Raw genomic sequence first — 26,015 nt, 5'->3', positions numbered from 1 at the left:
GGCCGAGACTTGGCTCCGCTAGGCTCGGTTTACGACAGCCATCCCCGTAGGGGCACGCACAGAGTCAAGCCGGTGAATCGTGCGATCGCTATCTCCACTGCAAGGATTTACATGGTTTCCGGCCCGGAATGATCACGCTCCATGATGAAGGTCTCACAGAGCGGATTGCACAGAGCAGAGGCGGGAACCCATCCGTCATTTCTCGAGAGGTCAGTAAGTGCTGAGGCTAACGCCGTCGCCTGCTTAGGCGTGAACCTAAAGCGTGACTCATCGATTTTGATAGAAATTACTCCATTGGATTCTGTATCCAGGACAACTGCGTAGCTGTTGTCATCGTCTATGACTTCACCCTCGGCAATGTCGTGCCGAGTGAAGACGGCGAGCCTAATTTCGTGTGAGTCACCTTCGGGCGAACCATCCTTGAACGTGAAGAATCTGTTCGGCGGCAGTTTTGTACTCATGTTCTCGATAGTCCTCAGAAAATATGTCGCATGACTATTTAAACGGAGGCGAAATTCGAAACTTGAGTGGTGGGTTTAAAAAGAGATCTGCCTGAAAAGTAATTTTGCGCAGCGCTAAAGTTTTGCTCGAAAAAATCCGTTTAAGTTTGTATTTCACGAAAAGGGCTGAGTGGGCAATGTTGAAAGAGCATGATTCTGCAGAAATTATTAGATTCAGGGCCGAGCGCGCATTTCTATCTCATGAAGATGGGGGGGAGGGTGAGGGTGAGGGTGAGGAAGCTAGGTGGTTCGAGGCATCTGTTGAACTCGCAAATAGCCACGTAAGGCTCGTTCTAGACGGCTCTGAATATGACTTCACTGCTCAGCAATGCGGGGAGCTAGCTGATGGGCTGTCGACCCTAGTCAAAACGCTCTATCAACGGAGCGCAATCCTCACTGGTATCCCTAATCCGCAGAAATTAGATTTTGGAAAGCTATTTCACCAACTGATTATGTCTCGTACTCAGTCCACACAGCAGGATTGGTTGTGCAACCACGGGTACGACTTGGACGGAATGTTCTTTGGAGCATCTGGATCGTTTCGCTATCCAGATTCGCAAAGCTATTTTCAACTTTTCCTCGGGGTGAACGACGAGCTATTCGTACCGATTTTTGGCATCGAAGACAGGGTATTCACGTTCAGCGTGGAGGACGCTTCGTGGTTGATTGAGCAGCTGTGCGTAGGAGGATACTTGCTAGCTCGGATTGAGAGGCCCTAAGAGGAACAGCTTGCTTCTTCATCGATAAGTGAGGATGGCCATTTCCTTTTGAGAACCCACTTAACCCAGATCGTTCTATAGGGCGCTATCAGCAGATTGGGGCTCAGACGGAAGGAAAAGCCGGCATCGGATTGCGGATTTTCAAGAACCATGGAGCCCCTATTGCGCAAAGGTTTCAGCCCGATACAGACTGAAAGTATGCGGATTTATTTGCGAATTTGGTTTGCCCTCGGATTGTCGGATATCTGGCCATCCATTCGTCAGGCTTGTTTTGTCTGAGTACCAATCTGAACAATCCATGGACTAGGGAAGCATCCGAATACTAAGCCGTCGTCGTAGAGCGGATCTCTGGGGAGGGCAGTGGGTTTGACCGGTCACAAGATTTCGATTTTACATCGCGGCCTTGAATGACTGCTGCAGAAGCCGTGGGCCTAAGATCGCGAAGTAGTAGTGATGGCTTTTCGCGACTATGCGCTGAACTACTGGTAGCATATGTCCAAATACTGATTGGGTGCTGTATTTATATACAGTATTGGAATAACGGTGATCTACCCAATACCGACGTGAGGACATGTCCTGCGTTGATTTGCTGACGCGTATCAAGAGCCGATACGTGTGCTCGGTCTGTTAAGCGAGTCGCTGGTCAGGGAAGCATACCCAACATTGGAATGTATATGGATACGACTCAAAACCCGAATGCGGTGTCACCCGTTGACGCACCCTTGCCGTTCGATGCGACGCTTTTGTTCAAGGCGCTTCAGTACCAACTGCTCGTTGCCGTGGAGTATTGCTATGACTTGGCACTTGACGAGTGCCTGTGGCTTGAAGTCTTTGGAGATGTCACTGTTCCAGGAAAAAACCAGACAGAGGTCAAGCTTTACACAGATAGCCTCACGGATGGCCATGCCAATTTCTGGAACACCATAAAAAACTGGCTGCACGAAAACTTTGATCGCGCCTCCTTCAAGAGCCTCGTGTTGCTGACGACGCAGGAATTCGGAGCGCAAACCCTGCTCAAGGGATGGAGCACGGCTACTTCCGTTGAGCGGCTATCTATCCTGGAGAGCATCGTCGCATCCTCTCAAGCTAGTGCCGACAGGAAGGCAAAGAAGGAATCTGAAGCAGGGGAGGTTGTTTCCAAGGTCTCGAAGTCTCAATCGATTCAACAATACGTGATGGCCCATGAGCGCCGTGAAGCATTGATGGAAGTGCTGGAGCGGATGCGCATCACGACTGGCGCCGAGTCATTGGAGCAACGCCTTCAGACTTACGCGACTCGCCACCTTAAGCCCATTCGACCGTCAAAATATCAACAGTTCATCTACGAACTGTTGGGCTTCATTTATAGCCCGGAGCTAGTGATCAGTGGGTGGAAGATCACACACCAAGCTTTTACTGACAAATTGTCAGAACTCACACACCGGTACATGAAACATCCGAAAACTTTTCCCCTCTTGGATATCGCGACGCTCAAAAAGAGCATTGATGTCGAAGAGATTCGACCTATGGCGTTTGCTCATAAGATTTCAGAAATTGGCGGAGACCAGTACCTGAAGCGGGCAGCACTTCATCGTGTGGTTGCCCAGACAACGATCTCCGATCTGTACACGGACGGTGTGCTATTCAAGCCTATGGTGGATCTTTACCTCAGCAGTCACCTTACTCAGCACCAATACGGGCGTGAGGCGGCGATGCTGGGCTGTACAGGGATTACCTGTCCAACCCAACTCAGCACCCGATCCATGATGTTCTTCCTTGAACGCAATGGCTTACCTCCTGAGTCGTTCTGCGGCTTGGAACATACGATGCCCGAGTTTCGTAATGGCATATATCACATGCTCGCAGGAGAGAAACCCGAGGATAAGGATGACGAATTGCACTGGAGGCTTTGGTGATGACAACTCAAGTCTCTGATCACCTCTATACGTTGCATCGAACACCTTTTGCGCTGGCACCTGTTATCCAGAGCTTCTACCAGCATTGGGATCCGGTCGAAAAGGACGTACTGCTTAGCTACCTCATCCTTCCCCTCGTCACTTACAAACCGATGCATCCCTTCCTGCACAGGGCTCGACGCGACAGTTCGCTGCGGACGATGGCCTCCAATTCAGAAAGGCTCATCGGGCTGGCCCTTCGTGTTGAGGAGTTCAAGCCAATCACCAACGCTTCCTTGCTTATCCTAGCCGCTGAAAAAAGTCTGGAAATTACCCCCGAGCTTTCTGTTCGATCACTCCAGAAGCCGCAGTCGGTCAACTCGGATAAGTCATTGCTGAGATACAGCGAGAAACTGGCCATGGTGTTGTCTGGCGAAAACGTTGTTTCCATTTACAGGATGTTGGGGCTCAAATCGCTATGAAGTGTTACGTACAATATATCGGTGTCGTGGATAGTGATCATGACGTCCACCACGTCCCCTTTGAGCCTGGTCTCAATATTGTGACCGGCAAATCCTCCAAGGGAAAAAGTGCGATTCTCGACATTTTCGACTATTGCCTGGGGAGCTCCGAAGACACGATCCCGGAGGGCATTATCACGGATCGTGCGAAGACATTCTTTACTGTACTGCGCTTCCCGACCATGGCGGTTGTCGTAGGGAGAGCGGTGGCCAGCAACCGGTGTTTTTTACGCGAGATTTCCGGGCAGGCAGTTGAAAACGTGCTCCAGCTTATTGAAGACGTGGACACGTTCTTCACTTCCAATTTCTACCAACCGAAGGCTGACTTCCTTAAAAGCCTAGGGCGCTACTTCGGTGTCACGCTGGAGAACATCGACACGGATGCTCTGCAGCAAGAAATGACCGGCAAATGGAGCGCTACACCTTCGGTACGCAGCTTCCCGTCGTTCATGCTGCAGCATCAAAACCTAGTGGCCAACCGGCACGCAGTGTTCTACCGATTCGAGGAGAAGCGCAAGCGTGATCAGGCAATTGATCACTTCAAGATATTCATGGATATCGTTGGAGAGGATTATTTCGATCTTGCTAAGCTCCGTACTGAGGCCCTGTATGAGCTCAAGCGCGCTAAGGCTCAGATACCAAAGCAAGACAAGATTAAGGAAGACTACATTTCTGACTTCGGTACTTTGTTGAAAGAGTACGAAGCGTTCGCGGGCGTACCACTAACAGAACTCACCCCTGAAGAAATATTGGCAAAACCCAAGCCAGCGCTGGAGCGGCTCACAGGTCTATCTGTGAGAGTTGATGGCCAGTCCAATGCTTTTGAAACCAGGCGGACTGAACTGCGCGAGCAAAAAGCCGTACTGATGGCCAGCATTCAGAAGGCGCTCAACACTCGCTATCTGCTGAAGGTATCCACTCAGCAGGCTTCGGGTTTCGCGGAATCAGTTACCGCGTTACCCATCCCTACAAAGACCAACCTTGAGCACGCGGCGTGTCCCGTTTGCGCATCGCAATCAGATGTGGCTGAGGACGAAGCCAAAAAATTGTCGGCTGCGATCCACTGGCTTAATGGTGAACTAAAGGTCTCGACCTATGCCAGGGAAGGGTTCGGTGAAGAGTCTCGGGCGATTGAAGATGAGCTCAAAAAGCTTCGCAAAGATCTCGCGCTCATAGAGAAGGCGTTGAAGCCCCTTGACGATGAAGCGGATCGGTTGGAGAAGTCAAAGTCCGTCGATGGCGCCGCTCAGAAGGCTAAAATCAAGCTCGAGCTTGCCATTGAAAAGCGCATTGCGAATCCCCCATCCGAGGCTACGGGTATGGCGGAATTCTGGCAAAAAGAAGTTGATAGGTTTGATGGGCTCATGTCCCAGTACGACGTTGAGTCAAAGCTGTGGGCGCTTCAAAACGATATCAACAAAAAAATGAAAACCTTCGGGCAGGACTTCGATTTCGAAGATACCTATAAAACGGGCTCCTTGAAGTTTGACGTGGAAACCTTCGATCTATGGCATGAACGGCCCCTCACTGGTGGCCACTTCAAGAAGGTATTTCTACGCTCGATGGGCAGCGGAGCCAACTGGTTGTACTCACATTTGACACTGTTCATGGCGTTGCATTATCAGTTCGCAGCGTATCCCAAATGTAAGGTGCCACCGATCCTGTTTCTTGATCAGCCCACGCAGGTTTATTTCCCCTCAACAGATGATGCTGAGGCATTCGAGGCGGGTGATCTGCGTGGAGATAGAAAGACCGCCAAGACAGTCGACGAGGACGTAGACGCCGTTTCAAAGATGTTCACTAATCTGGCTAAATTCTGTGATGTGACTCACAAGGAAACCGGCGTCATGCCGCAGATTATTGTTTGCGACCACGCCGATAGATTGCCGTTGCTGGGTAGCTATGTCTTTGAAGACTTCGTTCGCGCACGTTGGAGAACACGAGGGCTGATCGCGGAGTAACCTGAGAAGTTGCCAGGGGAGGTCGCTCCCTTGGCGGGTATCGTGCGAATTGTAGCTGGGCAATATCGGATAGACGGTGCATCCCGCTTTGCTGATCTATTCATCGATCGAAATAACTTCCTATATGGCAGGCCCGGGACAGACCAAGCTGACGGCATAGCAAGGCTATAGGGGCAGGACAGCCATGGACTGTCCAACAGATTAGCGAGGTTGCGGATGAGTTTTCCGAGTGCTCCATCATACTGAATGACTGCTTTCACGATTTTCTAAAAGAAAACTTTTAAGCCTGCCGGATAGGCATCAATCAGTGCGTGGGTGATCACCGGAAATCCTCTTACTCTCAATGGAGGGCGCTTGCTGGGCCGCGCGCAAAGTAATTCCGCCGAACGACACGCTAGCATCCACATAGCGCAATGCGGATTTCATATCCTTCCAGCCCACATAGCTCATCAGCCCTTTGATGTCCCACCCGTTGGCGGACGCCCAGGTTGCAAAGCCTCGCCGCATTGAGTGACTGCTATATAGCTCCGCTGGCAATCCGGCCTCTTTGAAAATGCGGCGTAGCACGGGAATCAGGCTATGCGGTTGCATGGCTTTGCCTGACAGATTGCCCCAGCGATCAATACGCTGGAACACAGGGCCCTTCGCAATGCCGGCAACGGTTACCCAGTTGATGTAGGCCTCCACAGGGCAAAGCATGGTTAGGGCCGGCGTCTGGAACGTGGTTCCTTCATACTGGCGATCACCCTTGGTGTAAGGCAGAAAAAAGGTAATACCTTCACCGCTTATGGCCTGGGTGTCCTCCGCCGTAAGCCTGGCCAACTCGTCGCCTCGAAAACCCCGCCAGAACCCGATCAAGATAATCGCCACCGACCGACGATGACGCACTAGCGATTTGTAATCCCCCCGTTCAGTCGCAGCTGCAGCTTCCCCTTCAAGCCATGTGACCGCTTGCTCCAGGTGCTTCAGCAGTAGTGGGGCGGCCTGTTTAACCTGAGCAGGATGTACGACTCTGATGCCCTTGATCATCTGGCGAACATCAGGCGTTTTGGTTGGATCAGGGAAGCCCTGGGTAATGTGCCATTGCGCAAGGGCCGCCAAGCGCTGCTTCAGAGTGTTGATGGAGAGCTTGTCGGCGTACTCCGCCAAGTAGCGAACGACGCCCGCTCCGGTCGTGGGTAGGTACCCGCCCCAAGTCACTTCGAAGTGCTCGATCGCCGCCCGGTAGCTCTTTCGCGTGTTCTCCCGGGTACCGGCCCTGAGGTACCGATCTGCCTTTTCCATCGTGCTTTGCCTTCAAAATCGGAGCGTTTCTGCCATCCCGCGCCGTATCGAAGCTTTGTGGGCGCGATGAAGAGTCAAGAAGCCATAAAGCACTATTATGGTCTCCTAGTAAATCAAGATCAAACGTCGTAAAATCTCTAAAAGGTGTTATGTAAATACATGACATGTAACACAGTACGAAATCGTAGGAGATCCCCGTGGCCCGAGGCGGAATCAATAAAACTGTTGTGCAAAGAGCACGTCAGGCGCTACTGGCCAGGGGGGCCAACCCCAGCATCGACGCAGTGCGCGTAGAGCTCGGAAATACGGGCTCCAAGACAACGATTTCTCGGTACCTGAAAGAGCTTGAGCCCTCCAATTTAGAGCCCGTGGCATCCCGAGAACGCCTGGGCGACACGCTTAACGGCATGGTGCAAACGCTGCTGGGTCAGCTTATGGAGGAGGGCCAGGAAGTAATCTCCCAGGCGACCGCAGCTTTTGACCTGCAGCGGGCCGCGCTCGAAAACCAGATCATCGAGCTCAATTCGGAGTTGGCTACCGCCCAACGTAATTCGGCCACCCAACAGGCCGCGATAGAGACGCAGAACGCTCAACTTGCGACCACTCAGTCCTCACTTCAGGCTGAGCTGACCCGTAACGCGGGCCTTAGTCAGCGCTGCACCGACCTTGAGTCGCTGGTTGCTGAAAAGGACAAGCAGATCCAATCGCTGGAGGAAAAGCACGTTCAGGCGCGTGGAGCACTCGAGCACTATCGCGAGGCCGCGAAGGAGCAGCGGGATCAGGATCAACGCAAGCACGAATCTCAACTGCATGAGATGCAAGTTGAGCAGCGCAAGCTGCGGGAGACCATTGCCGTAAAACAGAACGATTTGACCCGACTGAATCGCGACAATGAACGCCTGCTCGGTGAAGCCAGGCAGCAAACCAAAGCCCTGCACACTCAGGAAACCTTGGTTCAGTCTCTTAACACCCAAATTGAGGCACTACGCCAGGGGGAGGCCAAGTCCGCAGGGGTGGCTGAACACCTCATGGAGCAGATCTCAGCTCTACGTGAAGAGGTAAAGGCACTCCACAAGGCCGCCGCTGTAGCCGAGCTGCGTGAGCAAGAAACCGTGGCGATGGTAGCGTCGCTTCAAAAAGAGAATGAGCAACCGCGGCAGGCTGAGATTGATGAACCAGGCCTGGAGGAGGGTAGCAATGCCTCCTCAGGGGTAGGGGATCAGCAATTTGCCGGGCACGCCAAGCCTTCGAAACGACCTAGGAGATGAAGCATGCATCAGATCAAAGGAAATCCGCGTAGCCATGATGAAGGCATGTCAGGTTGGAGATTCGCTCATCAGCGTCTATCCCAAATGCTCATTGAAAGGGTTGAACCATTCGGCTCCCTGACTCCAATTATGAAGCTGGATGCCGCCGGCACAAGATATCAACGGCCGTACGCTCCATCGGTAGGTAGAAACGCCGTAAGAGGCTGAGAGAACATAAGCTCTTAATCAGTTTGGGGCGTTTTGGACATTGACCTTTACCTTCTGTGGGTTACGCACGCAGAGCGACAGCGGGCCCGCTAGCACCTCTCAATGCCCACTCACATAAGCTCGAATATAATGGTTATGGCCACGTTAGCCGACGCCTTAATCATGTGATACCACTCACAAGCTTGAATCCACTTACCTTCCTTGGGCCAAGGTTGTGTGAACAAAGCACAGCGCATTCATGATCGATAACGCCATGAATAGCTGCGAGCTAGATCAATTGATTGTCTACATCGGCTTGTCTGACCCCGCCCCCCGTTGGGAACGCCCTCGCTGGGCATCCCAGTAGCCCCTTTTTATGACCTGCTTCGCATCCCTATTTACGGGGCCGCCGTGAATGTACCCACGAGATAAGCCCTGGTTGAAGGTCTCGCAACCGATTTCTACCTGCACGCAGCCGCTGCAAGAACTACCGACATCCGTACATACGGGATCAAAGGCACAGTTGAAAGCGAACATGCTGGCGTCGTCGAACCAAGGCTGGAGGTAATGCTGAAACAGGGTCAATAAACCACCTGCCGTGTAGTTCTGGATTGACGACACATACAGGATCACCGATAAATCCATCGGTAATAGGTATTCCTGGATACTCTTGGAGTCATACCCTGTGTGTCGACGGGCTGTGAGCATCAGCGAGTGGCTGATTGAATGCAGCAAGTGGAAGGGCGCACCCTCAGCTGGATGCTCCGTCGAAATTGCTTTGGCGACCATACCTGGGTGCATGGAGAGGGCGGGGTAGTGACTCAAGAGATAACCATGACTTTTTGATCGATCAGCAAGGACATCTTCACTGGGTGCGTCGAGATGAGCGGACTCAACACACCATTGCAAAACCTTGCAAGGATCCAATCGAATCCAGAGAGCCTCCGTCTTGGCGGACATCGCATACACCGAGGTTTTTCCCTTCATGGCTTCGTCTACTCGATCGACGAAGGCATTGAGCACCACTGGAGGTACATTTTCGGTAATCGATGGACTGCTCTTCTCACGCGAGTAACCCAGCGTTGCCAAAACAACGCGCAAATCCGGAATGTGAGAGATCGACTCTATTCCGTATCGGCTTTTTACGTTCTCCCATTGTCCAATCAACGCGTCCCGGTGCGCGGCATCATTAGTCCCTAAAATCTCGTTCTCGATTGAGATTCCATTAACGTCGTGTGGCAAGAACACAGCCTCCAAAGAGCGGCGATGCTGGATCAGGTTTATTAATGTGGCTTCGTCAGATATCAGATCGTGCGCTGCTTTGAAGCACCCTGATGAACTCGCAAGTTGGGCTTCAATTGCGGCCACCTCTTTTTCCGCAGAGTTCAGCAGATCTGCAATGGATTCATTGGTTTTGGCAAGCTCGGCAAACTTGGAAATACTCTCAAGTTTCTTGGCAAGGGTCGCTCGCAAAGCCGCCTGCCCCTCGGGATTTCCAATGCTCGCTGACAGCAGAAGTGTAAGTTTCTGCTCGAGTTCACGCCCTGGCATCTTGTGCAATAAGGCCAATGCGAGACCTTGGGCGATTTCTTGCGCTGGCCCACCCGCAGCACTCTGGTCTCCTTGTAAACACTGCAATAACCTGGCGATGAGCTTGCCGCGCTCCTCACTCAAAGCGATGTACTGTGTGCTTTGTGCGTAAAAAGATTCCCCGCTGGTAAGCGGCGTCCCTCGCTTGTTGATTTCGTCCTGGAAACGATCCTGGCAGGCGGTGCAGTTGTCCTGCAATGAGCCGGCGAGCTTCTCATTAGTGTCTACATCGAAGAAGGATGAATGGATAAACGAGCCTGCATCCCTGTATCCGATGTTTTTGGAGCGACGAGCAGAATGATGGACGTAAATCGGGCTGGCATAACCACATCGATGAACCGCCAAATAAGGAATCTGGATCATTTCTCCAGGACATTCTGGGCGCTTGCAGTGGATATAGCTCCTTCCAGCCCGGTGACGAATGCGAGCTTCCATTTTTGAAAGGGTTTGATCTTCCGGCCACCGGGGGTCGTAAAAATCGATCACCTTGCACTTTTTGCAACTGAGCATAAGCGGGGCAGGGGTCACCGATATTTCCGAAGGGGACTGAATTTCGAGTCGCTTCTTCTCTGCGGCTGTCAGAAAGGTAGGATCAACTGTTCCACCCGAGTTGATCCAGTCATTTACAAAATTGAGCACTGCCTCGCGCAGCTGGTCTTTATCGACACCATCCAGCGCAGAACCGCTACTTACGACACCCACTACGCGACCATAGGCTTGATTACGCAGACGTGTGTAAGCGCCCGGTAGAAATGACTCTCTGAAAAGTCGGCTTCGACTCACGTATTCCTTATCCATTTCCCACTCCTTACCTGGCCAGCGCCATGAGGACTTTGTCAGCCGGGCCGTTGACCGGTTTGATCAAGATCTGATTTTCAATATCGCGAAAAGACCGGAAGGGGGCATAGCCAAAAATGTCACCGAGAGCCTCACTCAGCGTTTGATCATTTTTGCTTCCTGGCCAATTTTCCAGTTCGAAGAAAGCGTTATCTACGCGCTCTTCAAGCGACGCATTGAAACCTGCAATGACACGCTGATCGAATTTGGCCTGTAACGCTGCAGGAATTCGCAGAGAATTGATGACTACCACCTTGATGGCGCTGGCCGCCACTTTTCCGTCGGCGGAGCGCAACAGCGCCACCAGCCGCGTCACCTTATTATTCAACTCGCCTCCCCACGGTTGTTGAGGGGCCCAGTTGAGAAGAACAGATGACAGGATGCCGGGCAGGGTGCGTTCGATGATATTGGGAGCAAATCTATTGATCGGCACCGAATCGACAAGTCGATCGAGGAATGTGTGGTAATCCCCGAAGTTCATGAAGACGCCTGATTCAAACAGTTGGTGAGAAGACAGCACACAGAACACAATGCCTGGGTGAACACGCCCACTGCGCGCCGATGCCTGAATGTATTCCGCAGTCGATTTCGGCCAACCGGCCATGATCATGAAATTCAATTCCGCGATGTCGACCCCGTGTGAAACCACACTGGTGGCAATGATGTGACGGCAGGTGTCGTCGGCGGACTTGGTTTCCACGTGCCGAATCGCATCGAGAATTATGTCCAGACGAGTTTCTCCGTCCAACAGTCTAGCGCTGCGCTCCGTACCCGTTTTATTGTTGACCTCCTCCATGTAACGCAAAATCTCGGTGATATTGCGTTTGCTGTTTGCATACACCAGGTCGGTGTTCAGATTTCTTTCGATGTAGTGCAACGCATCGCTGGCTTGCGTCGTCGCAAGTCCCAGCCTGTTCAGTAGTAGGGCGTCTGTTGCTGCAAGGCTCGTTCGCCATTGATCAACCTGGTCTAGAAAGCGCGAGCTAATTTCTGCAACTGCTTGCATCGCAATTCGCCCCCGACCAATAGGAAGGATGCCGGCAAACCAGCGCCGAATCAGTGCGATTTCAGTTTCCTCATCCTTGGCTTTACGGGAATAAAACGATTCGCCTTGACTCACGCCAGGTGCCGGAAAGCGTACTGCGCGCTGCAAGTACAGGTGATGGATATGGTCTTCGAAATCTTTGATCGTGGCTGTAGCCGCCAGAACCTTGGGTGCACGTCCCTTGTGGCTGATCTGAAGATTACTCAGAAGGGTTTCATAATGTGCGTTGAAATTACCCAGCGATTCCCTTAATAAATGGAGTTCATCTTGGACGAGCAGAGCAAATCCAGGGTCTTTCATCGGTGGCACCGGAACTACTTTCTGCGCACTTGTTCGCGTGTTATTGCCACATTGCACGGTTTCCCAGGCTTCGTTCTTCTTCACGATCCGACGATGTTCGCATTTGGACGTCTGTGAGAACCCATGATCCGGACAATAGAAACGAGCACCCCCAAAGAAATTCACGAAACGTTTGTTGTGTCCAATAACTGCAAGCTTATCGACTGTCCCAACGAGCACAGAAGGTAGATAGCGGTAGCACTCTTCATCAGAGACATAAATACCAATCTCGCCACGTATCCCTTCGCCATGGACACCAGAGTCAGCGTCAACGTTTGACCAGCAATCTTGATTGCTACATACATGCTTGATACGTGCTCGCCCGAGGTCTTTTTCAATGCCGATAGAGCCGACGGTTCCGCAATAGGGGCAGTCGCTGATGAATTGATAAGCTTTAAGACGCTCTTCACTGATCGCAGGCAAAAAGCCTGTGTGAATGTCATCCCCATAGGTGCTGCTGATGCGATTCGGCGTGCCATCGCCAGTGTAGTAACCAATGGTAAAAGGCCAGCCGCCCAAACGTTCGCGATGACGGATCTTGTTCGTGTGCGCAAGCACATAGGACAGTCGTTGAAACTGCTGAACCGACAACATTCGCAACGGAAATCGCATCCAGGCAGTGGTGCCATGGTCACGCCCCTTCATCCGTGCGAACAGCATGGCCATGCTGATGATGCCTAGATATGCCTCAGTCTTTCCGCCGCCAGTAGCGAACCACAGGACGTCCGCTGTCTCCATGCTTCCCCGCAAATCAGATAGCGGAGCATGGCGCTCATAGATCGAACGTATCTGGGTAAGGATGAAGCCCAGTTGGAACAGGTGCCAACCAGTGAATTTCTTGCCCTGCATCCTGATGGCCCCGGCCATCGCCTCGTTCATCCATTGAAAGCACTGACGCAGATCGTCATGCATGCGTAACAATTCGACGCCGTCCCGAATACGGTTTATTTCGTCTTTGAAAGCTTCGCGGTCAGCGAGAGCGACATCGCGATCATCCATGAGCCCGCAAGCCTCCAGACCATGAATGCGTTCAGCCCAGAAGCCAAGGTAGTGCTCTTGCGCGCTAAGAAAGCTCTCACAAACCTGCAGAGGGTCACGTGCGAGAAGGTCATAACTTGGAGCGAATGCCATTCCGACTTCATCTGGCGAAGGCGCGTCAACGCGCGCTTGTGCCGAAGTTGGCATCCCATCGGTCATGAATCGGGTTTCATCGATCTGGTTGACGGCGCAGTTAATACCATAGCCAGGCAACCCATCATCGTCTCGATATCGGTAGTCTTCGGGTTGCAATCGGTGAGGCACTTTGTAGCTTGTTCCCGCCACCAACCTCGTCCCGAGACGAACGTCGAGCAGGTAGGGAAATTCAACACCGAAGGCCCGGGCGTCTGCCGTAGTGGTCTGATTCTCCAGAAACAACTCCAGCAGAAAGCGTCCCTCAGATTGCTCAACGAATGCTGTCGGAGCCGGACGCAGGCGCCCACGAAGGTTGATTTGATAGTTCAGCACTTCACCGGGGTCGCAAATTATCTGGTCATAAACCGCCCGGTTTAGGCCTTGCTGATCGCTTAACGCAGCTTCGCTCCATTCGAAATTGAATTTCGCCCCCCCATTTGGATTCAATCGGCAGCGTCTCATGACCCGCGGGTCATCCAGCCAGCGCTGCTCATCGCTCTGCAGTGTGGCAGCCAAAACTGCCTTTGCGGACACCCATTCGTTGGGTCTGCTGGGATCAAAATTGAGATCGATTGAGGAGAAGCACACGGTGTAACGCATGAACGCCATGGAGATAATCTGGCTTCGACGTGGTGCGGAGGAATCCAAAACAAGATCGCGAGCCATGCTTTTCAGATCAGGGATATACCGGTGTACTACGTCGAACTGCCCATCGAGCTCACATTTAATGTCACCGTTTTCGCCAGGGGACACAAGCAGGACGATGCCCACGGAGTTAGGCGGTTGCGGGCCCGTATAAGCAGTATCAGGAGAGGGGCCCAGGCAACCTACAAGGCTCAATCGATTAGGTTCTACACCGTCATATAGCTTGCCATCTGGAGGAAGAACATCAATGTCCTTGTCGCTCAGTCGCAGGCGCATCTCTTTAAGGAATGCAGCTGTTAGCCCCATTTCCTCACGGTAGTTGAGTGCCATGGATCGTCCTTATGATTGTGTGGTTTCCAGATGCTTACCAGCGTGATGAATCACGAGCAGCTTATCTTCCTCATCCCAGTCGAAATGAATGCGCAAGGTACGAGCGGGGTCACGAGCATTACCTAAGCAAAAATGCCTGTTGAGATCCGCGGGTCTTCCTTTGTACTTTCGATCATTTGAAAATTGACCCATCGTCACGCTGGACATCCTGGGCTGAAACTCAATGTTCTCCTGTTTGAAGTGTTCGAGGACATCATGCAAACGGGCATCCCTGTTCCTGTAGTGGTCATAGAGTTTAGTGGCCATCAGCGACAAACAAGCCCGGAATTTGTCGGTGTCGCGGTAGACCGAGTCGCGCATGGATTTGAGAGCGGGTATCGTCAAATGAAGGCGTTCTGGATGCTGCGTGGTTATGCTATCCACGACATCTGCCAAGCCCTCATCTTTAACCGCAACGATTTGCGTTGCAGGCAACCGAACAGATTTCACAGTTGAGATTTCGATCATGTCGTCAAATGCGTGCCCGTCCATGGTCAGCTGTCCAATTGTGACGGTGGTGGCACCTTTGCTTCGCTCCAGAAGCGCCTTGCGCAACTGTCTGCCCACTTGTTGATGGACGCTGCGTAATTGCTCGATGGCATTCGCGACAAAAACTGCGGTTGTTTCTGGCTGCTTCAAGCCCGCCAAACGGGCAAATACCAGAACCGCTGCACGATCACGTGGGCCATAGACGTTGTGTCTGTACCAATTCGAAACCGTGGCATCACAGACGCTGACGTTTTCTTTCTTAAGATGTAACTGCACTTGAGCAGGCTTGTATCGGGCAGACACCGTATCGACCATCGACGTCCACCGCCCAGCAGCACGGATAAACTGCTGTATGCCTTCAGACACTGCCACCATTTCGAACAGCCTTTCCTGTGTCGCCACGCGTTCGTCGGTGTACTTGAGAAGGATGATCTGGTCACCTTCTTCCAAGTGCTCAGGAAGAGTAGGGAGGATGTCATCATCCTTGAGCACCAACACCGGTAGAGACTTTCCCCAAGGCAATGGAGTGTCTGATTGCAAGGTAGTGATCCAAACAAGATCGGGATTCAGAATTTCGCCGTTCTGAATCTCGGGAATGGGCTCTACTGGTTCTTCAAGCAACAACTCAAGCCAGTTGTCTACGTCCACCGCCAACGTAACCACAGCGTGATGTTTACGGGGTGGATATTCTCCGTAATTCGGACAATCAACGGTGTTGAGTATCAGCGGTTCACCTATCGTATCGCTATCTTCACAGCATGAGTCGATCCAGCCCAACTGCCAGTGCGTAAGCTTGTCGCCGTCTGAGCGACTCGCGGCTCCATGCTCCTGCCACCAGCGATGAAGCAGACGCTGCATCTGATCGACCTCATAGCCGTATACCGGGATCGTCAGCCTTTTACACGGGGTTGCGAGCCAATGTTGTCGGCTGGGCCACAGCATGCCGGTTATGACGACGTCTTCAATCGTATCGCGGTACTGCCGGAAGGCCTTCACGCCATCCATAGCGGTAAGTTGTATCGTTTCATGCCACTGCGCATCGAGCGTGTCGTCGAGCCAGTTCGCCAGCGCGCCGACCTCGTGTGGGCTCCCACACAAGACCAGTGTTTTTACCTGCGTTGCGCGAGAGGTCTGCAGGTATTGGTGCAGCCAGGCGGCTTTACCGGATACCGCGGACATCATAAGGCTGTGGAATTCAGACACCTGTTTGATCAAGTAACGTGAGTCCGTCTCTGTCTTACCGTACTGGCAACTACCTTTTTCCGCGACCTGGAGCCAACGCTCCAAGCATCGGACGGGAAACAGCCCCGGGCGTGTCGCCGCCTGCAAACTGTTTTCCAATCGCGCAAGAGGAACGGACAATTCGTTCAAGGCACGAAATACTTTCCCGATAACAGCTAAACGTTCCTTTAATACCGGATCCTTTGACCGATGGAGTTCCCTGCGCAGCTGAAAAAAACTGTAGGCAAGGCTTTCAAGAGCAGTATTCGCCGTTTCGTCACCGATTAGCGCTTGCTGAAAAGTCAACTCAGTAGTCATGTGGGAATTGAGTGCAGCTTTATCCATCAAACGCATGACCCACAAATGAGTGCGAGTCCGGTTAAAGCGAACTTTAGAGATTGACTCGCTATCGCCTAACGACAGTAAAACTATTCGGGGCGTTCCAGGGAAGCACTCTTCGAGTGCGCTATCCACGGCCCAAGCATTATCGTTACCGCCTCGACTGCCATCCACAACCAGGACAAAAGGGCGGCTACCTTTATCGATGAGGTCAGTCAGCTCCATCAAGTCAGCAGAGCCATCCACCACCAACGTCTGGGAAGTATGCTTGTTCCTGGGTTCCTTCAAATTTGCGGGTCGAAGTACGCGCGCGTGTAAGGCAGCTACGCGGGAAATTTCCTGAAAGCCCATGCGCGGTCGAGAGATGAAGACAATATCCGGATGTCGCTCCATATTTTCTGCGTTGAGCCACGGCGAGCGAATCCCACCTTGTAATGCGTCCAGTCGGATACGATGCAAGTACACCATCAGCCGGGTGATGCTTTCACCTCCAGTGACAGGTAACGCGATTGCCAAAGATTGCCCGTATTTTAGCGCACGCCCTGCCGTGGCAAAGCTCGTGGCTTCGCCAACGTCAAGTGCATTCAAATCAAGGGAAGTCCAGACTCCGGAGGAGGGCTGGAGCAGATCACCGGCAGGCACAGCCCCCCAAGCATCCTGCAGCGCCGTCATCCATTCAAGGTGACTCGTGATTTTCTCGGCCATCATCAGACTTTGGCTTCTTGGGCTGACTTAGCCAGAAGTGCGGCCTTGATACTGGCAGACACACGATAAAAACTTTTCTTGCCGATCACCTTGTCAGGCACTATCAGACGTAGCCGGGATAGCCAACGAAGGGCTTCCTGAGGTTTAACCTGCGAATGGTGTTCCATGAGCTGAAGTTCAAAATCGTCTTCGTCAAACGTCACCTCTTCGCAAAGAGCTGTTAGTACTGGGCGTGCCCAATCCACCGCCGAGACACCGGCCTTAACAAGAAACTCATCCATACTTTTGGGCTTGGCCTGCAACAACGGCGAATAGGCTTGACCAAAGGAACTGATGCGTACTTGCTCGGGTTTCTTTTTCTTGGCGTCCAGCAGTCTATCCAGGGAGAAGTACCAGCCTTGGCTGAAGGCCTCCAGGGTGTCGACAGATGTCGAGGTATTCTCCAATTCAAGTTTGTTTAGAAGATGGGCCAGAGCGGTTTTTTTCCAGACATCCAGGGCAACGAATGGCTGCATCGCCTCACGACCGGCAGTTAGCACCGGATGTGTCTCCCATTGCCAAAGCGCTTTGGGCGTCATGAGAAAAATCACTCGAACTCGATTACGTTTCACGTTTGTGATGAGGCGTGCCTCATGGGCAACGTCCAGCAAATCAAGGGCCTTACTGATTGGTTGGTCACCGGTCAACTCGACAAACAGCATGATGTGCTTGGTGAGTGCCTGCACGCCCATCACGCTTTCATTGAGCAGCTTCTTGAAATCACCGGCCGTCCCCAGCTCGGTATCCTTTTTGTGGGCGGGATAATAACGACCATAAGGGTTGTTATTGATGGAGGGCTCTTCTTCCCCAATCGCCGGCAGCGACTCCACCATCCAAAGAGGATCCAGACCCAGAGCTTCCGAACCAGTGATTATGCCAACCGAGTAATTTGAGGAGCGCGCTTCAATCGTGCCCACATTAGACATGTCACTCTTTTCTTCACTGATCAGCAGTTTTTCATCGCGCAGGGTCAACGGTGAAGGACGAATAGCCTTTTCTGGAAAGGCGTGAGCAGAGAGTGGATCGTTGTCGCTAATGGCCTCAAGCGCGCCGAGCAACTTGTCCTCAATCTTCTGCAAGCCTCCCACCAAATTCAAGATGTTGGCATTGCGCAAAGCATATTCCTTACCGCCTTCGGTGCGTCGCATGTATTGCAGGACACCGAGCCCGCACAACTCGTCGAGGAAAGCCTCGAATTGTGCTTCAGTCATCGGCTCGAAAATTTCGGGAGCCCATTCTTCAACAATGGCTTTGGCGCGGCTTGGGGAAAAGCTGCTCGTACTTTGAGCAATCAAGCTATAGGCAATCAGTTTGTAACGCAGATCAAGGTTGAGCGTGATATCAAAACGATCACAGATCAATTGGCGAATAGCAGGATCCTTGCGAATCTGCTCAATGTCATCAGCGGTAATCGTGAGACTGCCGATCCGACTTTGGTGACGAGCACTCAAGGTCTGGATCAATTCGTGACACACGATATGAATCAATCCCGGATGCCGATTCGTTTCGACCAGAATTCGGTTCATCAGCAAGGGAGTTTCGAACTCATAGCCAAGATACCCAAGCGGTTCACGTATCAGCTGCAGAGCCTCCATCGGACTCATGATAGAGACCTGGATTGCGCTGCCAAGCTGGTGAAGCGGATAGTTCGGGGCATCTGCAAATCGACGAACGTTTTCAAGGCCGGCGATCACCACCTTGAATCGACCGTTGCTGTTGTTAACCAGACCGCTCAGTTCTCGGAAAATGCGGAAGCCGTTAGCCGCATCAAGTCCCAGGATCGGATCAATCTCGTCGAGACACACCATGAAGGCGTCACAGTTCTCCCGACGGAAATACTCCTGCAGTGCAGCCACCATCGCTGCGGTGTCGAGACCATAAGCCTCTTTTATCAGGCCGCTTGATACTGCGTCGTTGTAAATGGTTTTCCAGACATACTTGCGATGCTTCTCGAGTTCATCTCCAGACAGATTGGCACGATCCAGATTGCCATCCATCTGGTGCAGATATGCATGATGGCGTTGATCCGGGTTGTGAAATCGCCGTTGAGTTTCATTGAGCAAAGTTGTCTTACCCAACTGTCGCCCACCAAAAATCATCGCTGCACCATTTCGCATGGTGGTGAGCATCTTGATGTCGTTTTGTCGGCCGTACCGCATTTCCGGTGGCGCCGGCTGCATCTGATTGCCTGTGTAAGGGTTGGAGAATGTCCACGGCAAACTGAGCTGCAGGAAGGTCTTGAGTCGCGCGGTCTCCGGAACATTGAGTCCAGCAAGCATGGCGAGCAGAACAGGGTCTACATGGAGCAGCGTGTGCTTCTCTCGTTTGGAAAAGTATGCCAACTCATTGCGTTCGTCGTTCGACAGCTCTTTCCCCGAAATCAGGACAGTGCGGTCATGCAGGAATTGTGTTTGCTCGCTCAGCAAAACGCGTAGCTCAGCGACTGTCCATTCACCTGTCGCCATCAGAACATTGACGGCTTGCTCTTCGGATTTTTGATTGAAGAAAACGATACCGCGCCCGGTTTCTCGGCGTTTTACCGACATCGCAAAATGGGAAAATTTATTATGTGTTGAGAAGGCCGTGCGCTGCGGCATCGTACTGTTGAACGTCGGCGTTACCGCCTCCAACCCTAACGCGTGCAAGACATGCACAAGCTCTTCATAGGTCGCCTTATCTAACGCTTTGACACGCCGGCGAAGGCCGACCAAATCCTCAATCGCGTGTTTGAAGTACCCTGGCAGGGTATCCAGTGAGAGCCCCTCGATATCTTCTCCGGCGAGATGTCGAACAACTTCTCGTGGATTGGGATTTGCATTCAAAATCGCATACAGCTGCGGTTCAAGTTTCAAGAATTGCTTAAGCAGCTCTGTACTTGATTCTGCGGAGTCAGCCAATGAGGTTCCGGTTTCCAGCGAGTGTTTCAGATGCTCCAACATTTCCTCCGCGACGGTGGTGTCGTGCTGGGCAAGCGCCGAATCAATCTGCTGCAGCCAATAGGAGGGAACCCAGTCAACACCATGATCGATCAAGGCTTGGCTGATCAGCGCATCCAACGACGCCTGCAGCTCTTCTTTCTTGGTTGTGAACTTTGCCGTAATGCTTGATTCAAGCTCATCCAAACTGCGATGAATCTCACAGAGGTCGTCCAGCATCTTCAGGTTCTTAAGTTGATCCTGAAGGTGTTCAAGCTCACCGCGCAGCTGATAATGACGTTCGTCGTCAATCAGGGAGGCAACGTTGGCATTGTCCAACAACCCGCGCATATGGACGCTGCGGGTATTGCAAAAATAGACCTCTTCGGAAAACATGCGCTTGATCACGTCGATCTTGTCGGCTGCGCTATCCTCGGTGCTGTCTTGATGATGAAGGGTAAGCAGAAGCGCATGACGAAAATTCTTTCGCTCAAGTGCTTGCTCCGCCAGGGCCAAATCATCCATATCGTGTTCAAGCAAAGAGCACAGTAACTCCATCTGATGATCGGCTTCATCGGCATTCAATGCCGCCAACCATTCTGCCGGCCAAGCCAACCAGCCGGTAATGCGACCACCTTCCCAGTTAGCGTCATCTAGTCTTTCAGCAGTCTGAGAGATTTGGCGCAACACGTTTTGAACAATCTGCAGACCCGCTAAATGCTCCAGGTCGTCGGTGCGATTGATGCGTTCCGCTATGTGATTCAACGCTGTGGTGACCATCGTCAAAAAGCGCGGCGCGAATTTGCTGAGCTCACTGTTACGTTGCCCTTGGAGTGCATGTCCCTCGACCCAAAGGTCGGCAATGGCTACCACTTCATCAAGCGTGCGCAAGAACCAATTCCTAGCGTTGCCCTCAATCTGAGGCGCAGCCGTGCTCTCGTTCATCACCTTCAGAATTTCGGCATGCATCAGGCGACTTTGTTCTTCTTGGTCGCGGTATTTGTCAGCGAATGCCCGCACCTGATTCAGCGCCGATGAGTCATCCTTGGTGATATTGCGATAGGCAAGAGCAAATTCTTCGTGCTCTAGACATTCCTTCATGGCCTTACGCGCAGGAGCCCAGCCGGTCTGTTTATTCTGAATACGATCGTGCCACTCAACGATCCGAGCCGCCAATTTCCCGCGCGCCTCCTTGTCATTACTCGTCGGCTGATCTCGGAGAGTGTCCAGATCAAGGCGCAGGTTATGACTGGTAAAGTCGACCACTTCTTCAATGAGACGAACAATTGGGCCATCAAAGTTTGTCGCCACCGAGGCCAGAAGCCGCGGTGCATTCGTCATATTTCCGCAGAACAGTGTCGGTTGGAATGCAGCACTGAACACAAGATAAGGCACCACGCGCCCGCCTGGGCGTCGATATATCCAGGATTCAATCACTTCCGACGAAAGCTGATTCATGCTGAGCTGCACGCGGGTAACGGTTGCGGTATCTCCTCGCCACACATGCGTTCCTTGATAGGCAGCTTGAACCAAGGGGAGGGATAACAACTCACCCACAAGCCCCATTCGATTGGCGACTTCCAATGTCTTACTCGCCAACGGAAGGTGACCCTGTTTAATCCAAAGCAGCGCGATGTTCTCCACTGCAATCGCCGGGATCGCACTCATCGACTGCTTACAATGATCGAGCCTGTCGCGGGCCTCCGAAGGGGTTCCTAAAAACTGGGATACGTTTACTCCCTCTTCGATCGGCAAATCCGCAACCGCCTCGGTCGATGGTTCTTCGGCGTTAAAAACACAGCTGCCTACATCGTTTCGAGGAGCTTCGGGTTGCTCAAGCTCCATCTCTATGGGGTCGTGAGCGATGCTAACCGGCGACTCTTCATATTCATGATCCAATGAGGCCTCAGCCTCAGGCTCGCTCGCCTCTGGGCTCACGATTGCCTGGGGGACTGAGGCGGTTGCCTCATCATCTTCAGAACACGTGATCGGATCGTTATCAATCAGCGACTCAGTTTCATGTGATGGGTTCGTCCACGCCCTTAGCGCAGCCTTGGCCGTTGAATGGTAAGACTCAATAGTCAATTCGACATCGTGTCCCTCGGGGAGCGAATCGATCAGTAACCCAGGAGGCAACAGCAAATTGCAGCCATCTTGTTCCGCCTCCTGATGCTCCTTTCTGCCTCTCGCCCGAGACTCTTCCGCCTGACTGATACCGTTACGCAACTCACTTTTTTCGCGGAAACTAGCAGTATCGAGCCTACTGTTAAGGTCGGCCAAATCAGCCTCGACCGTTTTCCGATACGCTTCGGCTGTCCGAAGACGAACATTGATGTCCTCTGATTTCATCTGACGTTCGACTGTCAAGTCCTTCAATAGCGCTTCAGGAACCTCGTCCAGCAGAAGGTTGTTAAAGTACTCAAGCCAGGCGGATCGAAAGGCAATCAAGAACTCTTCGTCACTAAATTCTGGGATCGCCAGGCTGCTCCCGATGCATTCCAGTAACTCGATGCACTCGTTCAAGATTTTACGTATCGCATCCTCCCCTAATGAGTACTCTTGTTTGAGCCGAGGGAGGTTGGTGGTTATCAGTAACTCAATCTGCTCGGCGTACTGGAGATTGCTCGAATCTGACTTAGCCTTTTCGGCTAATTGCAAAAGCTCGCTATAGAGGCCATCGAGACTCAGAGGGGAAAGGGGCTCTGTCGCCAACTCTTCAGCAGGAGCTTTTTCTTTGGATGCCTTGGCATCTTTTAGAATTTCCGTGTAAAAGCTCATTAGCTCAGGCTGGAGGGTGATGAACAAGCCTAGGAGATTCGAACCAAACGGTGTAGCGCAAGCGTAAACACCATCTGCGACGGCCTGTCTTTCATCGCTGTCCAGCGTGTCCCACTGAGCGAGCTTATCCAAAACAAGCCCGACCACGCCGGCCAGTTGCTCGTAATACCAGCGGCTCTTCATGAAATCTTTGATTTCAATGCTGCTTTTTTTGAGTCCTTGCATCCAAGACAATCTCGGCTCAGCCATGGCCTCCAGAGCATCGCGATCCTCTTCTGAAAACTCTTTGAATCGTTGAGCCGCTGCGCTTGCAGGATCAAACCATGTGATGTCAATTTGTCTGAGCACCACCATTTCCCAGCTTTTAAAGCCGTCGACAGCTTTCGATTTCTTAGTGATGCGTTGCTGCGTTGAATAAAGGTCACTGATCAACATAAGCATTCGGCCAGGGGCGTGCTTCAGGTAGTCCACCATTCGCATTCCAGCCTTATGTTTTGCGGCATCAGCTCGCCGCATCGCACGTGTTATTCCAAGCATGCGTTCCAACACTAGCGGATCCCGCAGTCCTGTCTCGGGATCAATCATCGTTTGATCGGGTAGTCCAGGGCCGTCAGTTAGAAACTGATCGAGAAGAAAATCATTAATTTCAACGCCATAGATCAAATTGCTCATTTGACTTCCTTATCATTATTAGTGATTGCGCCGCGGTCTGGTTTCGAGTCAAGCATAGCTGTAGACACACGCGAAGAACGGACATTTGGGAAAATCTGCCTCCCAGCGAGTTTAGATTTTGGGGGGGCAAGGATGGCTTAACGCTACTACAACAGGATTGCGTAGGCTAGTTGGATCCAACTCATTCGGATGAACAACATTTTTGCTAAGAACGCTGCACCATTGGCGTCGATCAATGCAGTATGGCAGTACGCAGAACATTAAAATTCCCGGTGTTGGCCGTCCGCGTGACGGGATGTACCTAATGCGCCCGGTCACTGTTGATTACCATTCCCGAAAAAATGTTCGTCGAACCTCCTCGAGTACTTCATCAAACCGCCAACTGAGCAGGAGGTCGACCACGATGGCCTCATCAAGCTGTGCGAGTCTGGATTAGAGCAGCAGGTATTCAGCAGATCGGTTGAGCTCAGATACCGCGTCAACCCGCATATGAAGAGTGGGCATTCAGGCTCGACATGTTCGTGGAGGGGGCCAACGACAATCTTCTGGGAATCGAGTGTGATGGAGACGCCTTCCATGGCTCCGATCGCTGGGAGTCAGACATGAATCGCCAACGTATCCTCGAACGTGCAGGCTGGACGTTTTGGCGTTGCTTTGCCTCGTCTGGAGCATGCATAAAGAGGAAATCTTCGAAGAACTTCTGCAGCGCTTGGTGGAGCTCGGGATCGAACCAACCAATGCCCTGGAGAAGATTCCAGCCGTAGTAGAGCTACGGGAATGGTCAACCGCTGGTAGCACATCCTTGGATGAAGAGGAGGAAGACTTCGGCGGCCAGGCAGCCCTACCGAGTACCGATGAGGAGCAGCACGCCTTAGCGATCTGAAGAGTTAACTGACCGCGCGAAGGATGCTTTTACGCGCGGTCAGTTCCAAGCCAGCCGGTTCGACGTACTAGCTGGCGATGGAGATAGAGCTTCGTGGTCGAGGAAACCAGGGCCGGTAATCCCGGTGCTATCATCGGCATCCGCAGGTATCAACCATGCTGTCGAACCTACCACCTGCATACATAACCAATCCGAGTACGACGGGCACTCTACCCGTGACAGCTTTCAGTGCTTTCCAAGGTAGATTTATGGCTATTGAATTAAGTGAAGAGGAAATGCGAAAGGCACTCTTCGGAGCCAGTGTGGATCCGGTGACATCTAACGCAACAGCACCAGTATTAGATACAACATCGCCCCCACCAACTCCAAGCCCAACCACACGCCCGAAGAAAACTACTGGTTACCATACGTCCAAGCTTCGTGTGACGTTACATGTATCGAAGGTGTATGACGGTGAAGTCGAAGTCTTCGTTCACGATTCCAGCAGCCTCAGCAAGCTGGTAGCTGAGCAGGAGGCAAAGGCCGAAGCGAAGAAGCAAAAATACAAATACTTGGAGTTGGTATCTGTTGAGTCGATTTCAAAGTGACGCCCGAAACCAGCAGCGAGCTCGATCTTCCAAAATCATAATGACTGCCGTCAGCGTACGCTAGGCAGCTAAGCGGGCTACATTATGAGTGGAGGAGGGGAGGCTTATATCAGATGGAAAACAGAGCCAGCAGGCCCTGGGCCGTAGTCGCGAGGCTGGCGGCCTAACGTGCCGAGCACAGGTCAAAGTCGGCTGCGCGGTTTACGAACACTGGCCCCGAAGCAGCAAGGACGAACTGGCGTGATAATAGCGCCCTGATTTCGGTAACAACCGACGAAGGATATATGTAGAAAAGAAATAAAAACCATGGATGAAATAATTAAATATTCATAAATAACCGCGATAGCTTGTCAATACAACTATATTACCTTATACCTCAAGTAAAATATTGAAATGATTACTATCGGTTAGATCGCAATTTATCATAACTCAGCAAACAATATTAGCGAATGACTGGCAAGTTAAACCCTTGATTTCGCTTTTTTTTTCGTTTTTTCGTTTTTTCGTTTTTAAAAAAATTTCATCAAATTGTCAGCTTGCGTACTTAAGAAATACAAACTTCGATTTGAACACTCCGATCAACGCCCACACCGTGCCTGGGTGTTTGAAACCATTTGTTAAGTTACAAAACCCAGATTTTCAATCTTGACTATTTAGGCTGGAGTTCTACGCTAGTGATCTAAACTGGAAAATTCAAAATCGAACATTAGAGGTCATTCAAATGAATAAGCAGAATCGAGTCGATTTACAGGACATGGAAAAAGTCTTGCGTAGCATCCATTATGTGCGCGTTAAGCTTCCTTGCGAGCCGTTTATCATAAACGCCGTTGGTAAAGTCACTATTGACGATTCGCCGGAGTTCAGTACTGCGAGCCTCGTCAAACAGTGGAAAAGCCAATAGCACGATCAGTGCTGGCATCAAACTATACGGAACATGGTGTAATCAAAATTGATCACATTCTTGTAGACCTTTTCGTGACCCCATCCCCCCACCCCCCCCCCCCCCCCCCCCCCCCCACCTCCCCCCCCCCCACCCCCCCCCCCCCCCCCAGCCCCCCCCCCGTCCCCCCCCTCCC

The 26,015-nt window shown here is 52.0% G+C and carries 14 protein-coding genes; 8 read left to right on the top strand and 6 right to left on the bottom strand.

Annotated elements, in window-relative coordinates:
* Positions 1 to 107: 107 nt before the first annotated feature.
* Positions 108 to 461 (bottom strand): hypothetical protein, encoded by a 354-nt coding sequence (locus ACWR1S_RS26535; RefSeq protein WP_454565562.1) that lies wholly within the window; start codon positions 459 to 461, stop codon positions 108 to 110.
* Between the two features lie 104 nt (positions 462 to 565).
* On the opposite strand from ACWR1S_RS26535, the gene ACWR1S_RS26530 reads away from it, so the two are divergent.
* The 4 genes from ACWR1S_RS26530 (at position 566) to ACWR1S_RS26515 (ending at position 5,575) form a co-directional block, all read left to right on the top strand.
* Positions 566 to 1,219 (top strand): hypothetical protein, encoded by a 654-nt coding sequence (locus ACWR1S_RS26530; RefSeq protein WP_454565561.1) that lies wholly within the window; start codon positions 566 to 568, stop codon positions 1,217 to 1,219.
* Between the two features lie 674 nt (positions 1,220 to 1,893).
* Positions 1,894 to 3,114, top strand: coding sequence for a hypothetical protein (locus tag ACWR1S_RS26525; RefSeq protein ID WP_454565560.1), 1,221 nt, complete (start codon positions 1,894 to 1,896; stop codon positions 3,112 to 3,114).
* Positions 3,114 to 3,575, top strand: coding sequence for a three component ABC system middle component (locus ACWR1S_RS26520; RefSeq protein ID WP_454565559.1), 462 nt, complete (start codon positions 3,114 to 3,116; stop codon positions 3,573 to 3,575). The genes ACWR1S_RS26525 and ACWR1S_RS26520 overlap by 1 nt, the downstream gene beginning before the upstream one ends.
* On the top strand, positions 3,572 to 5,575 hold the full coding sequence (locus ACWR1S_RS26515; protein WP_454565558.1) for a DUF3732 domain-containing protein: 2,004 nt from the start codon (positions 3,572 to 3,574) through the stop codon (positions 5,573 to 5,575). The genes ACWR1S_RS26520 and ACWR1S_RS26515 overlap by 4 nt, the downstream gene beginning before the upstream one ends.
* 300 nt (positions 5,576 to 5,875) lie before the next feature.
* Here ACWR1S_RS26515 and ACWR1S_RS26510 read toward each other — a convergent pair whose 3' ends face one another.
* A complete protein-coding gene (locus ACWR1S_RS26510) occupies positions 5,876 to 6,859 on the bottom strand; it encodes a tyrosine-type recombinase/integrase (RefSeq protein WP_454565557.1) in 984 nt (327 codons plus the stop codon).
* A gap of 197 nt (positions 6,860 to 7,056) precedes the next feature.
* Here ACWR1S_RS26510 and ACWR1S_RS26505 point away from each other — a divergent pair, with 197 nt between their 5' ends.
* Entirely contained in the window at positions 7,057 to 8,127 is a 1,071-nt protein-coding gene (locus ACWR1S_RS26505) for a DNA-binding protein (RefSeq protein WP_454565556.1), read from the top strand.
* A gap of 492 nt (positions 8,128 to 8,619) precedes the next feature.
* On the opposite strand, the gene ACWR1S_RS26500 is transcribed toward ACWR1S_RS26505, so the two are convergent.
* Genes ACWR1S_RS26500 through ACWR1S_RS26485 form a run of 4 tightly spaced genes read right to left on the bottom strand, consistent with a single transcriptional unit; the run spans position 8,620 to position 23,469 of the window.
* Positions 8,620 to 10,701, bottom strand: a complete 2,082-nt coding sequence (locus ACWR1S_RS26500) for a hypothetical protein (protein WP_454565555.1) — start codon at positions 10,699 to 10,701, stop codon at positions 8,620 to 8,622.
* A gap of 10 nt (positions 10,702 to 10,711) precedes the next feature.
* Complete coding sequence (locus tag ACWR1S_RS26495; RefSeq protein ID WP_454565554.1) at positions 10,712 to 14,272, bottom strand: helicase-related protein; 3,561 nt, start codon at positions 14,270 to 14,272, stop codon at positions 10,712 to 10,714.
* A gap of 9 nt (positions 14,273 to 14,281) precedes the next feature.
* Positions 14,282 to 17,068: a DISARM anti-phage system protein DrmE domain-containing protein gene (locus ACWR1S_RS26490; protein WP_454565553.1), complete on the bottom strand. Its 2,787-nt coding sequence runs from the start codon at positions 17,066 to 17,068 to the stop codon at positions 14,282 to 14,284.
* Positions 17,068 to 23,469 (bottom strand): hypothetical protein, encoded by a 6,402-nt coding sequence (locus tag ACWR1S_RS26485; protein ID WP_454565552.1) that lies wholly within the window; start codon positions 23,467 to 23,469, stop codon positions 17,068 to 17,070. Before ACWR1S_RS26485 ends, ACWR1S_RS26490 begins: the two co-directional genes overlap by 1 nt.
* 470 nt (positions 23,470 to 23,939) lie before the next feature.
* Between ACWR1S_RS26485 and ACWR1S_RS26480 the strand changes: the two genes are divergently transcribed.
* The 3 genes from ACWR1S_RS26480 (at position 23,940) to ACWR1S_RS26470 (ending at position 24,939) form a co-directional block, all read left to right on the top strand.
* Positions 23,940 to 24,233 (top strand): hypothetical protein, encoded by a 294-nt coding sequence (locus ACWR1S_RS26480; protein WP_454565581.1) that lies wholly within the window; start codon positions 23,940 to 23,942, stop codon positions 24,231 to 24,233.
* Positions 24,140 to 24,352 carry a hypothetical protein gene (locus tag ACWR1S_RS26475; RefSeq protein WP_454565551.1) on the top strand — a complete coding sequence of 71 codons (213 nt, stop codon included), beginning with the start codon at positions 24,140 to 24,142 and terminating at the stop codon, positions 24,350 to 24,352. The genes ACWR1S_RS26480 and ACWR1S_RS26475 overlap by 94 nt, the downstream gene beginning before the upstream one ends.
* A gap of 248 nt (positions 24,353 to 24,600) precedes the next feature.
* On the top strand, positions 24,601 to 24,939 hold the full coding sequence (locus ACWR1S_RS26470; protein ID WP_454565550.1) for a hypothetical protein: 339 nt from the start codon (positions 24,601 to 24,603) through the stop codon (positions 24,937 to 24,939).
* Positions 24,940 to 26,015: the final 1,076 nt, after the last annotated feature.

The organism is Pseudomonas sp. AIG, assembly GCF_977020205.1.
Note: the sequence above shows the minus strand (reverse complement) of the source record. Positions and strands in the feature narration are given on the sequence as shown.